The organism is Comamonas sp. HJ-2 (assembly GCF_053615495.1).
The window spans coordinates 23,113-38,219 of the sequence record NZ_JBSIFD010000026.1 but is presented as its reverse complement, the minus strand read 5'-3'; the positions used below and the strand labels follow the sequence as shown (position 1 = coordinate 38,219).

Genomic DNA, 15,107 nt, shown 5'->3' with positions numbered 1-15,107 from the left:
GCAGCTGTTTTATATATAAATATGAATCAAAGCATGCGCAAGCAGCTATGAAATTAAAAGCGCTGGGTGGTTCTTCAAAACTGGCGCGGCCCATCGATGAGACACCGAGGAAGCGCCGCCGCGCACCGAGGGTGTCGTCCCCCTTCCGCGAAGCGAGAAAGGGGGAAGGCGCGGGGCCGCCCAGGCGAAGCGCCTCAGGGGGTTACGAAGCGTCAGCGTAGTTCACCACCGAGCGGATCGACTTGCCTTCGTGCATCAGTTCGAAGGCTTCGTTGATCTTGGCCAGGCCCATGGTGTGGGTGACGAAGGGTTCGAGCTGAATCTTGCCGGCCATGGCGTCTTCCACCATGCCGGGCAGCTCGCTGCGGCCCTTGACGCCGCCAAAGGCCGTGCCCAGCCACTTGCGGCCGGTCACCAGCTGGAAGGGGCGGGTCTTGATCTCCTGACCGGCACCGGCCACGCCGATGATGACCGACTGGCCCCAGCCGCGGTGGGCGCATTCCAGCGCCGCGCGCATCACGTCCACATTGCCTATGCATTCAAAGCTGTGGTCCACGCCCCAGCCGGTCATCTCGACGATGACTTGCTGGATGGGCTTGTCGAAGTCCTTGGGGTTCACGCAGTCGGTGGCGCCAAAGGTCCTGGCCAGGTCGAACTTGCCGGGGTTGGTGTCGACGGCGATGATGCGGCCGGCCTTGGCCAGCTTGGCACCCTGGATCACGGCCAGGCCGATGCCGCCCAGGCCGAACACGGCCACGGTGTCGCCTTCCTGCACCTTGGCAGTGTTCTTGACTGCGCCCAGACCGGTGGTCACGCCGCAGCCCAGCAGGCAGACCTGCTCGGGGTTGGCATCAGGGTTGACCTTGGCCAGCGAGACGGCAGCAACCACGGTGTATTCGCTGAAGGTCGAGCAGCCCATGTAGTGATAGATGGGCTCGCCCTTGTAGCTGAAGCGCGTCGTGCCGTCGGGCATCACGCCCTTGCCCTGGGTGGCGCGCACGGCCACGCACAGATTGGTCTTGCCGCTCTTGCAGAACAGGCATTCGCCGCATTCGGCGGTGTACAGCGGAATCACATGATCGCCGGGCTGGACGCTGGTAACGCCTTCGCCCACTTCCACCACGATGCCCGCGCCTTCGTGGCCCAGCACGGCGGGGAAGATGCCTTCGGGGTCGTCACCGCTCAGGGTGAAGGCGTCGGTGTGACAGACGCCGGTATGGGTGATCTTGACCAGCACCTCGCCGGCCTTGGGCGGCGCGACGTCGATCTCGACGATTTGCAGGGGTTCTCCGGCTTTGAAGGCTACGGCGGCGCGGGATTTCATGGGCAGGTCTTTCTTGGAAGGCTGAGGATGCGGTGGCTGCCCGGGGCAGGGCCGAGGCCTGACTGGGCGCACCGGTTGTGAAGTGTGAATGTAGGCGATCCCGTCGCCCTATGGAAATTCGTGGCCGCAGATGGCGGCTCTTTGGCCGAATGTCACACGGTTCGCGGGATCGTCTTCCGCCGGCTGGCGATGCCATGAGTCCTGATCAGCCGCTTTGCACTCCGGCTGAGGCGCCATCATAGGGACGGCATGGCCGGCGTCCATCCTGCCGCTGGCGGGCCCTTGAACATCATCAGCAACTTGACCGCGTTCTTGCTGGCGGTTCGGGCAGCATGCGTTGCAGCATTGATCGGGGAGGATCCGGTCGTCACACCCGAGTCGGATCATCGCGGGCAGCACAGAGTATTGGCGCGCACAGCGTCTCCAGCTCAATCCTCATTCGGTATCAGCGTCCCCCATACCGGCAGGTGTGCGTCTGGTGGTGCCGGGCCGTCATAGGCCGGCTGCACCTCAATGGCGGGCTTGCCCTCCTGGCAATCGATGAAGCCCCATTGACTGGGACGGTAGCGCGCCTCGGGGCCGTCGGGGGCGCCGACCAGAAACTCGGCCTGAATGTCATAGTCGATCAAGGGCACATGCAGGCTGGCGATATCGCCCTTGCGGCATTCCAGATAGGAGCGCTTCGGGTCGACCACCCAGGCGCCATAACCCGGGTTGACGTCGGGATCGAAGTGGAACACCGGACCGAGGCGCTGGTCGCGGGCAAGCTCCAACACGCCGTTGCCGATGGCGCTGACCCAGGCACCTGCAATTTGCACCGGTTGCGTAAAGCGCGCCGCACTCAGTCCTCGCAGGCCAAGCGGTCGCTGGCGCTCGCCGTTGTCAAAGGCGTCGTAGCGGTTGATCAAGGTGCCTTTGGGGAATAGCTGCTCCCCATAGCGGAAATCCTCGGGCAGCACAAAGCGCTGTCGGCTTTCGCGATAGTGGGCCCGCAGCGTCACGGCCTCTTCAATCTGCACCAGCTTGCGCGCCAGCACCAGGCCCCAGAGATCGCCGGCCAGGGCCAATATGGCCACCACCACGACGGGCCAGTGCCAGAACGGCGGGCGCTCGGAGGCGGGTGTGTGCCTATGGCGCAGCCACCAGAACAGCCCGCGCAGCAGCAGCCACAGGCTCAGGCCGGCTGCCACCAGGGGGGCGAGCAGCAGCAGCATGGGCAGGGTAAAAAGAGGTCCGGGAATCATGGGTGGAAAAAGGGGCAGAAGCCCCGGACTTTAGCAGTGGATGCGACTGCCTGTACTAGCTGCCGAGAGGGCTTGCGTATAGTCGAGGCTTGTGCGCTGCAAGTGCCTGCAGCGCTGGTTGTATATGCTTGAACTGCTCTGATTTTTGTATGGAACACCATCACGCTGGCGCCCACCGCGTCGATCTGGTTGTCTACCCCGGCTTCAAGGCGCTGGAGGCCATAGGCCCCATGTCCGTGTTTGACTATGCCAATGTGCATCTGCGACACAAAGGCCTGCCTGACGGATATGTGGTGCGGGTGGTGGCGTCACAGGCCGGTCTGGTGCCCTCGGACACCTTGATGGGCTTGCAGGCCAGCCATACCCTGGCGCAGGTCGAGGCCGAGGGCACGGGGTGCACGGTGCTGCTGGTGGGGGCGCGCCATATCGAGCAAGTGCTGGCGGCTTCGCCCGAGCTGGTGGACTGGGTGGCGCGAGTGGCTCCCGGGGTCGGGCGCATGATCGCGCTGTGCAGCGGCAGTTTTTTTCTGGCAGCAGCCGGTTTGCTCAATGATCGCCGCGCGGCCACGCACTGGAGTGTGGCCGGGGCGCTTGCCCAGCGTTATCCGCGGGTGCAGGTGGATGCCGATGCGATCTATGTGTGCGACGAAATCAAGGACAGCGACGGCATGCGTCAGCTCTGGACTTCGGCCGGTGTCACTGCCGGCATTGATCTGGCACTGGCGGTGGTGGAGCATGATTTCGGCCATGCGCTGGCACTGCAGGTGGCGCGCGACCTGGTCATGTATCTCAAACGCCCCGGCGGCCAGTCGCAGTTCAGCGTATCCCTGGCCGCACAGGCCACGCAGCACAGCGCAGTGCAGGCCGCCCAGCAGTGGGTGCTGGAGCACCTGGACCAGCCCATGCCGCTGGCGCTGCTGGCGGGCAAGGCGGCGATGAGCGAGCGCAATTTTCGCCGCGTCTTTCAGCAGGAGACCGGCTGCAGTCCCAGCAGCTTTGTGGAAAACGCTCGCCTGGAGCGGGCCAAGCAGCTGTTGGAGAATCTGGGCTCTGTGCCCCTCAAGACCGTGGCTGCCAAGGTCGGGTTGGGCTCGGAGCAGGCGCTGCGACATCTGTTCGTGCGCAAGCTGGGTATCACACCTGTCGCTTACCGGGAGCGGTTCGGAGACTGATGGGCTTGCGGCGTCCTGTCGGAAGCAGCCGGTTTTGGCCAGCCGATCAGAACAGAGGGCTCTTGAAGAAATCCAGAGCGGCCTTGGCGGCGGCAAAGTTGCGCTCGATCTGCGCCTGTTGCTCATCGTGGTTCGCGGTCTCGACGGCAGGTTCGGCAGCGGACTTGGCCCTCTTTGGCGCCGCAGTTCTTTTCCTGTCTAGGCAGGGGGCATCCGAGCGGGATGCGGGTGCCAGTGCTGGAGCCTTGGGGGCGAGCAACCGGGTCAGGTCCAGCTCGGGATTGAGCTGCCACAGGCAGGACACATAGGTCGCCATGGCCACGGCCGGGTCGCCGCGCTCTATGCGTGCCATGGTGGGCTGGGAAATACCCAGCCGCTCTGCCCACTGCGTCTGTGTTTCGCCCCGACTCTTGCGCAGGGCCACGATGTGCTGGGCCAGCTGCATTATCTGCAAAAGAATGGCGGGCGGAAACTCTGCGGGACTGGTGTTCTGGCGAGGCATATGCCAATGGTAGGCAGATTTGGGGAGTGCTCAGGGCAAACAGGGCGCTCTTTGCATTGAGTCAGCAGTTTTCTTGACTGTCCTACGAAGCGGCCAGATCAAGTCTGCAAGCATGGGCGGCGATGGATCGTCAACACGGTCCTGGAGTTGCTCATGAAGTTTGTCCACTGGCTCTACACCCTGACCCATTCGCTGATTGCCCTGCTGTTCGGCCTGGCGGCGTTGTGCCTGATCTGGATGGCGGTCACCAAGGCCTGGGCCGTGATTGCTGCCGGTCTGGAGCCGGAGGCCACGCTGCATGTGGTGGAGGCGCTGGGCATTCTGGCCTCAGGCGTGGTGGCTCTGCAGATTTCCCAGACCGTGATTGAAGAAGAGGTGGTGCGCGACGCCCATATCAGCGGCCCGACAAGAGTGCGTCGCTTTCTCTCACGCTTTATGGTGGTGCTGGTGGTCGCCCTGGCCGTCGAGGGATTGGTTGCCACCTTCAAGGCCCAGGAGCAGCCCGAGAAGCTGCTGTATTCCGCCGCCTTGGTCATTGCCGTCGGCATGCTCATGGTCGGCTGGGGGGTGTTTGTGCACCTGAATCGTTCGGCGGAGGAGCTGGAGCCCGAGGCCATGGAGGAGGCCAAGAGCGAGGACCGCAAGGTCAGCAACGACCACTGACTCAGGACTCAGGTCGGCAGTCGATACAACGCTCCGTTGAATGCCACGGCGCCGCTGCCATGCAGCGCGTCGAGCTGCGTCAGCACCAGCTCGCGTACCGGCGCGGTGACAGCGCTCAGGCCCAGCAGCCGGGCCACAGCAGCGGGCAGTTCCTCGCGCTGGCCGCCCAGGCTGCTCCTGAGGGCCAGGGCAATCGCTGCACGGATCTCGGCTGGCGGCAGGCAATCGATGCGGCGCAGATTGGCCGAGCCTACCTCTGCGCGATTGCGCACCCGAACCGCTCGTCCCGGCAGGTCGAGAAACTCTCCCTCTGCGGCCAGTGCCTCATCGGCCAGCAGCGATTGGCGTGCCTGCTCCAGCGCATCGCGCACGCGGCTGCCGGCGCGTTGCAGGCCCCAAAGCGTACGCATGCGGGTGACCAGTTCGTCGAAATGAATCGGTCCTTCCAGCTCCACTGCCTGGTGCATCAGCTGGGCCAGCTTTGCGGTGGATTGGTTGTGTAGTTCTCCGGCGGGAACGGCAAAGCGGGCTTCCTGGTAGAGGCTGTCGTCAGGGCCGGCGGCCGATTCCGTCTCGGCGCTTCCGGCATCGGACCGTGCTGCGCGTTCTATGACTTCTGTGGCTGTCTGTGACTGATGGGTGGCCATTACCGGCTGAACTGGTTCGGCCTGTTTGCGCTGCCTGGCAGCTTCGACGGCGGCCAGGACGCGCTCGGTCTGGGCACGCGGCTGGCGGAACCAGTCGCATCCCCAGATGCGCAGCAGCGTCCAGCCCTGGCTCTCCAGCACGGACTGGCGCAGGCGGTCGCGGTCGCGCGCAGAGCGGCTGTGGTGATAGCTCATGCCGTCGCACTCGATGCCGAGCAGATAGCGCCCCGGCTGTTCTGGATCGACCACGGCCAGATCGATGAAGAAGCCCGCAATGCCGATCTGCGTCTGCACCTGCAGACCCTGGGCCGTCAGCGCTTCGTACACATCTTCTTCGAGCGGCGACTCCAGATCGCGTCCGCTGATGCCGGCCAGGGCCAACTGACCGGTGGCCGCGTATTGCAGGAATACCTTGAGCGCAGCCACGCCCTTGCCCTTGCCGCGTTCCAGATCGATATCGTCGGCGGTGATGGACGAAAACACCTCGCAGCGTTGCTTGGCGCGCGAGATCAGCACGTTCAGGCGGCGCTCGCCGCCATCGGCGCTCACCGGGCCGAAGCGCATGGGCAGATAGCCCTGCGCGTTGCGCGCATAGGCCACCGAGATGAAGATCACATCGCGCTCGTCGCCCTGCACGTTTTCCAGGTTCTTGATGAAGAAGGGTTCGTTGGGATGGGCGACAAAAAAGGACTCTGCCTCGGGCTGCTGGCGACGCAGCAGTTCCAGCTCGTCCTGGATGGCGACTTTTTGCTGCAGCGAGAAAGCGGCCACGCCCAGGCTGAGCTGCGGCGACTGCTGTGCGTGCTGCATGATGGCGCGTGCAATGGTCTGGGCCTCGATGCGGTTGATGCGGCTGGCGCCGCTGTCAAAGCGGCCTTCGGGCAGATGGTGAAAGCGCAGCCCCATGCCCGAGCGGGCCGTGTAGGGGCTGGGCACGACGTAAAGGCTGCTGTTGTAGAACTGCTGGTTGGACACCGCAATCAGCGACTGGTGGCGGCTGCGGTAATGCCAGCGCAGCATGAGCTGGGGCATGCCCTTGGCCAGGCACAGGCTCAGAATGCTCTCCACATCGGCGGCTCCGGCGATGAGCTGGTCTTCGTCCTCGTCGTCGAACTCGTCCTGCTCGCTGGTCATGCGCGAGAAAAAACGCGTGGGCGGCAGCTGGCGGTCGTCGCCCACCACCACCAGCTGCTTGCAGCGGGCGATGGCGCCCAGCGCATCCACGGGCTCGATCTGGCTGGCTTCGTCAATCACCAGCAGATCGAACTCGACCGCAGCAGGTTCCAGAAACTGGGCCACGGACAGCGGGCTCATCATGAACACGGGCTTGATGGCCTGGACGGCTTCGCCTGCGAGCTTGAACAGCTTGCGCAGCGGCATATGGCCGCGCTTGCGCGCAATCTCGCCATTGAGCACGCCAAGCGGGCCCATGCCGGATGCGCTGCGTGGCACCTGCTCGTAATGCGAGAGTGCAGACTGGGCGCGCGCGAGTTCGATGCGCTCCAGATCCAGCGCCCGGAACTGGCGCACTTTCTGGCTGTGCTGATCGCCGTTGAAGGCGACCAGCTCGGGGTGAGCCTGGGTGGCCTGACGCAGCAGCGCTTCGTAATAAGCGCGCTCGAAGATGGCGGGCAGGGCTCCTTGTGCAATGGATTCATTCTCGAGCTGCTGCACCAGGACGGCCATGCCGGCCGCACGCGCCTGCTCACGGGTGGCGTGGTACGAGGTCCAGTCCAGCAAGGCGTTGGGCTCGGCGACCCATTGTGCAAGGCGCTCGCCAAAGTCGGCCAGCGGGATGCGGGCCAGATCGGCGGCGCCGAAGGCTTCCCGCGTCTGGAGCCGGTAGCCGTCCAGCAAGCTTTGCGCAGCATCCTCGAATGCCTGCAGCGAGGCACTGGCCCGGGCGGCCAGGTCCGCGCAATGTGCGGGCGATGGCAGCTGGGCATAGAGCTGGCGAAAGGCGGCACTGCGGCCCTGTCCGTCGGGGCCGGCCATCCAGCCCAGCACGGCCTGCAGTTGCGCCCAGTCGCTTTGCTCGTCCAGCCACAGGCTGCCAAAGGCATCTGCCCCCAGGGTCTGCTGCTGGCCCAGGTTCTGGCGCAGTTGCTGGGCTTCGATCAGGCTGTCGAGCAGGTTCAGACGCTCTGCCCGTGAGCTCGGCAATGTCGTTTTCAGCTGGCCCTTGAGGTTGGCAATCGCCGCGCGGTAGCCGCTGTTGAAAATGCGAAACAGCGAGTCGCCATATGCTGCGATGCTCTGGCGTGGGGCACTCCAGTCCGCTGTCCAGGCGGATTCGGCAAAGCTGCTGCCCAGGTTCTGTGCCTTCAGGCTGAACCGTGTGCCGCATTCCACCAGCTTGTGCAGCTGGCCCAGGCCCTGATCCCAGATGCTGTTGGCGACGGCCTGCCGGTCTATGGACGGTGCACTGGCGAGCTGCTGCGCCAGAGTGATCTGCTCATGCAGAGTCTGCAGAGTCTGTGCCGCCGGCGCGCTCAGGGATTGCGCCAGCAGCTCAGCATCCTGCTGCAACCGGGCCAGCATTGCTTGCAGCGTCGGCAGTTGCTGGGCGAAGCGTTGCGCATCCAGCTTGAGCAGCGCCGGATGGCATACGCCGCGCCACGGGTGCCCGGCCACCGGGCTCACCTTGGACACCGCCTGGCGCAGTGCTTCGACAATCTGCTGGCGTGAATGAAAGTCCTCGGGTGACCAGTTCTGTGTGCCTTGCAGCAGATCGGGCAGATGCGCGATCTGCACTGCATCCAGACGCGCCAGCTGGCCCAGGATCTGATAGGGCGTGAGTGTGCAGGGCGCCAGCGCCTGATGCATGGTCCGGCTGTGCGCGTTGAGCTGCTGCTGCACGTTGCTCAGCTCATGGATGATTTGCTCGCGGTGCTCCACACGCGGTTTGCCCAGATCGCGCGTGGCCTTGAGTTCCTCCAGCACCTTGCGCTTGTTGGCATGGTGGCTGTGCAGTTCCAGACAGGCAGGCCCAAGGCCCACGGATTTGAGGCGGCGGTTGACCACCTCCAGTGCGGCCATCTTCTCTGAGATGAACAGCACTTTCTTGCCGTCGGCAATCGCCGCTGCAATCACGTTGGTGATGGTCTGGGACTTGCCCGTGCCCGGCGGACCTTGAATGACCAGGTTCTCGCCGCGGCGCACGGCTTCGATGGCCAGTGACTGCGAGCTGTCCGCATCGACCACATGGCGCTGGCTGTCCACGGGGATCAACTGGTCCACATCGGCGTCTTCGGGGAACAGATGTTCGCGTGCCTCGAAGCCGTCCTGCAGCGCGGCGGCAATCAGCGCCTGCTGGTCGAGCCGCTTTTCCGGCGGCCAGGTCGCAGTGTCCAGATCGCGGTACATCAGGAACTTGGCAAAGCTGAAGAAGCCCAGCGTCATGGCGTCGGGCAACACTTGCCAGCCGGGCTGGGCCGCAGCCATGGCGGCGACCGCGGCCAGATAGGCGTGTGAGTCGAAGTCGTCGCCGGCATTGAATTCGGGCAGCTCGAGGCCAAAGTCGGCCTTGAGCTTGGCCGCCAGCGACAGGTTCTCCGCCGCATCTTCCTGCAACCAGGACAGGGTGAAGCGCTCGGCCGCGCTTTTGCGCTCCAGTGCCACGGGCAGCAGAATCAGCGGTGCAAAACGCGGCTTGTCGGGGGCATTGCGGTCGAACCATTGCAGCTGACCCAGCGCCAGAAACAAGATGTTGACGCCCTGTTCCTCGATAAAGGTGCGGGCATCGGAATACATGTCCAGCAGCCGGCGCTGCAGCTTCTCGCTGGACAGGCGCGTCTGCAATTTCAGGTCACGATGGCGCTGGGCCACACCGCGCGCATCGAGCTGCTCGTCGACGCTTTCTTCGGGCTGGGGCAGGGCGAGGGTGGTCTGTGTCTCCTGGGCCTCTGCAGGGTCTGCGGCCGCTTGCTCCTCCTCGACCTTTGCCGGCGCAAAGCTCATGGCTTTGCTTTCGCCCGCCAGCAGGCGATAGACCTCGTCCGTGCGTTCATCTGCAAAATGCAGCACGCGTGCCGTGGCGGCCTGAGGCAGGCTCAGCAGCCGGTTGCGTGTGGAGAGGTCCAGCAGCGCCTGGCGGCTTTTTTCGAGCTGGCGGGTGATGAGGGCGGAATTCGAGTCTGCGTGCATGGGGCATCAAAAAGCACAGTTAGCTGGCACTTTAGCGCGCTCCCTGGTGCTGATGATGCTGATTGGCAATGTGCGCACTGCGGTTCCGTACCCGTTTTACAAATTGATCACAGTTTCCAGCCGAACTCGAGCGCAATGAAAGCCGAGCATTGGCCGCAGGTCTTGGGTGCAGCGCGGACTGTAACGCTGTAGCGCTCACCCTGCCAGCGCACCAGGGCTCCGGCGGCCGCCATGACGGGGCTTGTGTAGTTGGTGCGCAAACCGGCATAAACGCCAGAGTGCAGATTGCCAAAAGTCAGCGGCGTGTACTCGCCTATGGCGTAGGTACTCCAGCGGTCGATGCTGTTGCGATAGAAGCCGGCCTGCACGGAGAAATTGCTGGAAAACTCTCGTCTGATGCCCAGGCCCAGGTTTTCCTCGTTCCATGTTTTGCCATGTTTCCGTTCGCTGAAATGGTGGCTGACCGTGTGCAGATTGATATGCCATGCGCCCGCTGCCTGGCTGACCTGGGCAGACTGATTGACCTCGCGGGCTGAGTGGTCTCGACAGACTGATCGGCTTCGTCGGCCTGGACTGCGGAGCAGGCAATGACGATGGTCAACCCTGCCAGTGCTTTCAACGATTTCATTGCCGTTCCCCCCGCATCGCTTCACAGGCGCATGCAGACAGGTCAGTGACATCCTTGGCTCGCGTTCGCAGTGCTGCCAAGGGACCTGGCTTACCGATTTCTATTTAAAAAAATCATGTAAACCATGTTTCCTAATGTCTATGACTATCGATGTGGCTGATGTAAGAATAGTTCTTATCTATCAGTAATTGAACTTCAATTGGACTTATGAGGATTTGGAGATTTCTCTGTCAAAGAATCGGCAGGAAGAGGGAGCGGCTGCGTCCGGCCAGGTTGAAGGCGGTCTCTGTCAGACGCACAAAAGGCCGCAGAGGCGGCCTTTTTGATGAGCTGAGGCGAGGGAGTTCTCGGCCTTGCGCGGCAGCTTAATCGGCTGGCTGCTGCTTTGCGGCCGCAGCAGCAGCGCGCAGCTTGTCCTTCTTGCTGGGTCTGCGGCCCTTGATGCCGCCGTTGCCGTCCTGCGCGACCGGCGGTGGCGGTACGGCTTCGGTAGGCTCGAAGCCCTGGATTTGCTCCAGATCGATTTCCAGCTGATTGCGCTTGCAGATCAGTTTCCAGTGTGCGGTGTCGGCGGGGCTTACAAAAGTGATGGCGCAACCGGCATGCCCTGCACGGCCCGTGCGGCCAATTCTATGAATATAGTCGGCGGGCGAGCGGGGCAGGTCGTAGTTGATGACCGTGGGCAGCTGTGCGATATCGATGCCGCGCGCGGCCAGGTCGGTGGTGATGAGTAGTTGCCAGCGCTTGGCCTTGAACTGGTCGAGCACGTCCTTGCGCGCACCCTGGCTCATATCGCCGTGGAAGGTGGTGGCGTAGATGCCCGCCTTGTAGAGCTTGTCGGCCAGCATTTCGGCGGTGTGGCGCTTGGCGACAAAGACCAGGGCTCGTTCCCATTCGGGCTGGTTCTCGCCTTGCTTGACGAGATGGCGCATCAACTGGGTGCGGCGGGGCCCGTCCACGGCAATGGCGCGCTGGCTGATGTTCTCGGGGCTGGCCGAATGCTCGGCGGCCTGGTCGGCATCGACCTGCACCCGAACGGGGTCGTGCAGCAGGCGGGTGGCCAGCGCCTCCACGTTCTGCGGGAAGGTGGCCGAAAACAGCAGGGTCTGCCGTTTGCCGGGCAGCAGGGCCTGCACGCGGTTGAGTTCTTCGGCAAAGCCCTGGTCCAGCAGGCGATCCGCCTCGTCCAGAACCAGATGCTGCACCGCGTTCAGGCGCACGGCATTGTGCTCCACCAGATCCAGCAGGCGGCCCGGCGTGGCGACCAGAAAGTCGGCGCTGCCACGCAGCTGCATCATCTGCGGGTTGATGGAGACACCGCCATAGACCACGCGGCTACGTGGTTGCTCACGCAACTGGCGCGTGATGTCGCTCAGGCTTTCATGAACCTGGAGGGCCAGCTCGCGCGTGGGCACCAGAATCAGGGTGGCCAGAGGCCGCACAAAGCCGGTGTGGCTGCGCTTTTGCGCCAGCCAGGCCTGCAGCAGGGGCAGCAGATAGGCCATGGTCTTGCCCGAGCCCGTGGGCGCGCAGGCCCAGAGATCGCGTCCGGCCAGCACGGCGGGGATGGCCTCGGTCTGAATCGGCGTCGCGTCGCGCAGACCCAGATCGAGTGTGGCATCCAGAAGCTCGGCGCGCAGGCCTAGGGGGGCAAAAGACATAGAAGAATCAATAGCGGTGTGCAGGAGGCGCATTGTGCGGGAATTGCCGCGTCGCAGCGAGGCGCAGGGACAAGCGCGGCGCAGGCTACATTCGCAGGATTACAACCCGCAAGGAGCATCAGCCATGAGTCAGATCACGCATCAAGCCATTGTCATGACGGAATACGGAGGCCCCGAGGTTCTGCAGATCGCCTCGGTCGCTTCGCTGCCGCTGACGGCTGGACAGGTGCGCGTGCGACACACGCGCATTGGCGTGAACTTTCACGATATCTATGTGCGCTCCGGGCTTTACAAGACGCTGGCGCTGCCGGGCACGCCCGGCATCGAAGCCGTGGGAGTGGTGGCCGAAGTGGGAGAGGGCGTGACTCGCTTCAGACCCGGCGACCGGGTCTGCTATGTCTCTGCCGCCTATTCCATCTACGCCGCCGAGCGCGTGATTGCGGGCGACGAGCTGATTGCCGTGCCCGATGACCTCAGCGACGCACTGGTCGCATCCAGCCTGCTGCGCGGGCTGACGGCCGATGTGCTGCTGCATCGGGTGGCCAGGGTAGGCCAGGGATCGCGGATCCTGGTCCAGGCTGCCGGTGGCGGCATGGGGCAGATTCTGAGCCAGTGGGCAACGCAACTGGGGGCCATGGTGATCGGCACGGCGGGCAGCGATGCCACGGCAAAAAAGGCCGACCAGGCCGGCTGCGTGGAGGTGATCCGCTATCGCGGTGCGGGCGCCCAGGATGTGGCTGTGCGTGTGCAGCAGTTGACCGGCGGCGAAGGCGTGGATGTGACTTATGACGGCGTGGGCAAGGACAGTTTCGATGCCTCGCTGGCCAGTCTGGGCATCGGCGGCCAGCTGGTGATGTACGGGCAGTCTTCCGGTCCGGTGCCGCCGCTGGAGATTGCGCGTCTGGCCGCGAAGTCGAACAGCGTGTGCCGGCCCATGGTGTTTCACTTCGTCAAAAAGCCCAGAGAGCGCGATGCCATGGCCGCGCGCCTGTTCGAGGCGCTGCGCAAAAAGCATTTCCGTATGGGCGAGCCGCAGGAGTTTGCGCTGGCCGATGCCGCGCTGGCCCACCGGCAACTGGAGGCGCATGGCGCCCAGCAGCCGATTTTGCTCGTGCCCTGACGGGAGTGGTCTGCGGTGCGGTCTTATTGCGCGCTAGCCTGGGGGCGTGGCAGATAGACCTCGCGCCATAAGCTGACTTTTTCGTGTTCGTCAAAACGCATGAGCAGCATGGCGACAAAGTGCTGGGCGCTGCCATCGGCCTTGGTGATGCAGACATCCATGGAAAAGACCACGGAGTCTTCGTCGGCCGTGGTGTGCCGGATGTCGTAGCGAATGCCTTCCATGTCCTGCTTCATGCCTGCGAGAAACTCGCGATAGCTCTCGAGGTCCGCTGCATAGTGGCGGCCGTTGGGCTCGACCACGAATTGCTCGGCAAAGCATTCGGCCACCTGCTCGCGGCTCAGCGTGGTGTGACGGTTCAGGTGGCGCTGGTTCCAGTCGAGCACGGCATGGGCCAGCTCCAGATTGCGTTGTCGTTTTGCGTGCATGAAGACCAGTATAGAAGAGCCGATTCCGGGTTCGCTCCGCATTTCTGATGTGGACTGACTCATAAATTTCTATAGCGGCTAGCGCTTTGTATCAATGGATACTGAGATGATTCACACTTGAAATCGACCTGTGTCTTGCGTAACCAGCTATGGTTTTGCCAAAGCTGAGATCGGGGGCACGTAAAAAAGCCCGCGGACTTTGCAGTCTGCGGGCTTTTTGCCACCCTGAGACCCGGAAATCCGGGCCTGGGTGTGCCGATCAACGCTGAGCGATAGGCTTGACGTCGCGCGACACGGAGCCGGTGAACAACTGGCGGGGACGGCCGATCTTGTACTCGGGGTCGGCCATTTGTTCGTTGAGCTGAGCGATCCAGCCCACGGTACGGGCCAGAGCGAAGATGCCGGTGAACAGGTTGACGGGGATGCCGATGGCGCGCTGCACGATGCCGGAGTAGAAGTCCACGTTGGGGTAGAGCTTGCGCTGGACGAAGTAGTCGTCTTCCAGGGCAATCTTTTCCAGCTTCTTGGCCAGGGCGAACAGGGGATCGTTTTCCAGACCCAGTTCGGCCAGGATTTCGTTGCAGGTTTCCTGCATCAGCTTGGCGCGGGGGTCGTAGTTCTTGTAGACGCGGTGGCCAAAGCCCATCAGCTTCACGCCGCTGGTCTTGTCCTTGACTTGTTCCATGAACTCGCCGACCTTTTCGATGCCGCCATTGGCCTGGATGCCTTCCAGCATGTTCAGGCAGGCTTCGTTGGCGCCGCCGTGGGCAGGGCCCCACAGACAGGCCACGCCAGCGGAGATGGCGGCGAAGGGGTTGGTGCCCGAAGAGCCGCACAGACGCACGGTGGAGGTCGAGGCATTTTGCTCGTGGTCTGCGTGCAGGATGAAGATGCGATCCAGAGCGCGCTCAACCACGGGGTTGACCTTGTACTCTTCACAGGGGTTGCCGAACATCATGCGCATGAAGTTGCCGGCATACGACAGGTCGTTCTTGGGGTACATGTAGGGCTGGCCCATACCGTACTTGTATGCCATGGCGACCAGCGTAGGCATCTTGGCGATCAGGCGGATCGCAGCGATGTTGCGGTGCTCTGGGTTGGTGATGTCGGTGCTGTCGTGGTAGAAGGCCGACATGCCGCCCACCAGACCGGTCAGCACGGCCATGGGGTGAGCGTCACGACGGAAGCCGCGCAGGAAGAACTGCATCTGCTCGTTGACCATGGTGTGCTTGGTCACCAGCTCTTCGAAGTTGGCCTTTTCCTTCTCGTTGGGCAGTTCCCCGTACAGCAGCAGGTAGCAGGTTTCCAGGAAGTTGCAGTTCTTGGCCAGTTGTTCGATGGGGTAGCCGCGGTACAGCAGCTCGCCCTTGTCGCCATCGATGTAGGTGATGGCGGATTGGCAGGCGGCGGTAGAGAGGAAGCCCGGGTCATACGTGAACATGCCAGTCTGGGCATAGAGCTTGCGGATGTCGATCACATCCGGGCCGATATTGCCCTGGTACACCGGCATTTCCACACTGGGAGCGCCATTGCTGAAAGACAGCGTTGCTTTGTTGTCAGCGAGTTTCATTT

Annotated in this window: 11 protein-coding genes; 3 read left to right on the top strand and 8 right to left on the bottom strand. The window is 63.3% G+C overall.

Annotated elements, in window-relative coordinates; genetic code table 11:
• Positions 1-202 precede the first annotated feature (202 nt).
• Both ACWGXF_RS19825 and ACWGXF_RS19820 read right to left on the bottom strand, forming a co-directional pair.
• Positions 203-1,324: an S-(hydroxymethyl)glutathione dehydrogenase/class III alcohol dehydrogenase gene (locus ACWGXF_RS19825; RefSeq protein WP_034380711.1), complete on the bottom strand. Its 1,122-nt coding sequence runs from the start codon at positions 1,322-1,324 to the stop codon at positions 203-205.
• Between the two features lie 428 nt (positions 1,325-1,752).
• On the bottom strand, positions 1,753-2,568 hold the full coding sequence (locus ACWGXF_RS19820) for a hypothetical protein (protein WP_452102395.1): 816 nt from the start codon (positions 2,566-2,568) through the stop codon (positions 1,753-1,755).
• 149 nt (positions 2,569-2,717) lie between these two features.
• On the opposite strand from ACWGXF_RS19820, the gene ACWGXF_RS19815 reads away from it, so the two are divergent.
• Positions 2,718-3,740 carry a GlxA family transcriptional regulator gene (locus ACWGXF_RS19815; protein WP_003063594.1) on the top strand — a complete coding sequence of 341 codons (1,023 nt, stop codon included), beginning with the start codon at positions 2,718-2,720 and terminating at the stop codon, positions 3,738-3,740.
• Between the two features lie 46 nt (positions 3,741-3,786).
• Here the strand turns inward: ACWGXF_RS19815 and ACWGXF_RS19810 are convergent, their stop codons facing one another.
• Positions 3,787-4,242 (bottom strand): helix-turn-helix domain-containing protein, encoded by a 456-nt coding sequence (locus ACWGXF_RS19810; RefSeq protein WP_452102394.1) that lies wholly within the window; start codon positions 4,240-4,242, stop codon positions 3,787-3,789.
• Between the two features lie 153 nt (positions 4,243-4,395).
• Between ACWGXF_RS19810 and ACWGXF_RS19805 the strand changes: the two genes are divergently transcribed.
• A complete protein-coding gene (locus ACWGXF_RS19805) occupies positions 4,396-4,905 on the top strand; it encodes a hypothetical protein (RefSeq protein WP_003063591.1) in 510 nt (169 codons plus the stop codon).
• A gap of 8 nt (positions 4,906-4,913) precedes the next feature.
• On the opposite strand, the gene ACWGXF_RS19800 is transcribed toward ACWGXF_RS19805, so the two are convergent.
• The 3 genes from ACWGXF_RS19800 to ACWGXF_RS19790 all read right to left on the bottom strand — a co-directional run bounded on the left by ACWGXF_RS19800 (position 4,914) and on the right by ACWGXF_RS19790 (position 11,987).
• Positions 4,914-9,698: a DUF3320 domain-containing protein gene (locus tag ACWGXF_RS19800; RefSeq protein ID WP_452102393.1), complete on the bottom strand. Its 4,785-nt coding sequence runs from the start codon at positions 9,696-9,698 to the stop codon at positions 4,914-4,916.
• Positions 9,699-9,805: 107 nt separating this feature from the next.
• Positions 9,806-10,066 carry a hypothetical protein gene (locus ACWGXF_RS19795; RefSeq protein WP_452102392.1) on the bottom strand — a complete coding sequence of 87 codons (261 nt, stop codon included), beginning with the start codon at positions 10,064-10,066 and terminating at the stop codon, positions 9,806-9,808.
• Positions 10,067-10,691: 625 nt separating this feature from the next.
• Positions 10,692-11,987, bottom strand: a complete 1,296-nt coding sequence (locus ACWGXF_RS19790) for a DEAD/DEAH box helicase (protein WP_452102391.1) — start codon at positions 11,985-11,987, stop codon at positions 10,692-10,694.
• 124 nt (positions 11,988-12,111) lie between these two features.
• Between ACWGXF_RS19790 and ACWGXF_RS19785 the strand changes: the two genes are divergently transcribed.
• On the top strand, positions 12,112-13,107 hold the full coding sequence (locus ACWGXF_RS19785; protein WP_452102390.1) for a quinone oxidoreductase family protein: 996 nt from the start codon (positions 12,112-12,114) through the stop codon (positions 13,105-13,107).
• A 23-nt stretch (positions 13,108-13,130) separates the two neighbouring features.
• Here the strand turns inward: ACWGXF_RS19785 and ACWGXF_RS19780 are convergent, their stop codons facing one another.
• Positions 13,131-13,535 carry a nuclear transport factor 2 family protein gene (locus tag ACWGXF_RS19780; protein ID WP_452102389.1) on the bottom strand — a complete coding sequence of 135 codons (405 nt, stop codon included), beginning with the start codon at positions 13,533-13,535 and terminating at the stop codon, positions 13,131-13,133.
• A 259-nt stretch (positions 13,536-13,794) separates the two neighbouring features.
• Positions 13,795-15,105, bottom strand: a complete 1,311-nt coding sequence (locus tag ACWGXF_RS19775; protein ID WP_003063579.1) for a citrate synthase — start codon at positions 15,103-15,105, stop codon at positions 13,795-13,797.
• Between the last annotated feature and the right edge of the window lie 2 nt (positions 15,106-15,107).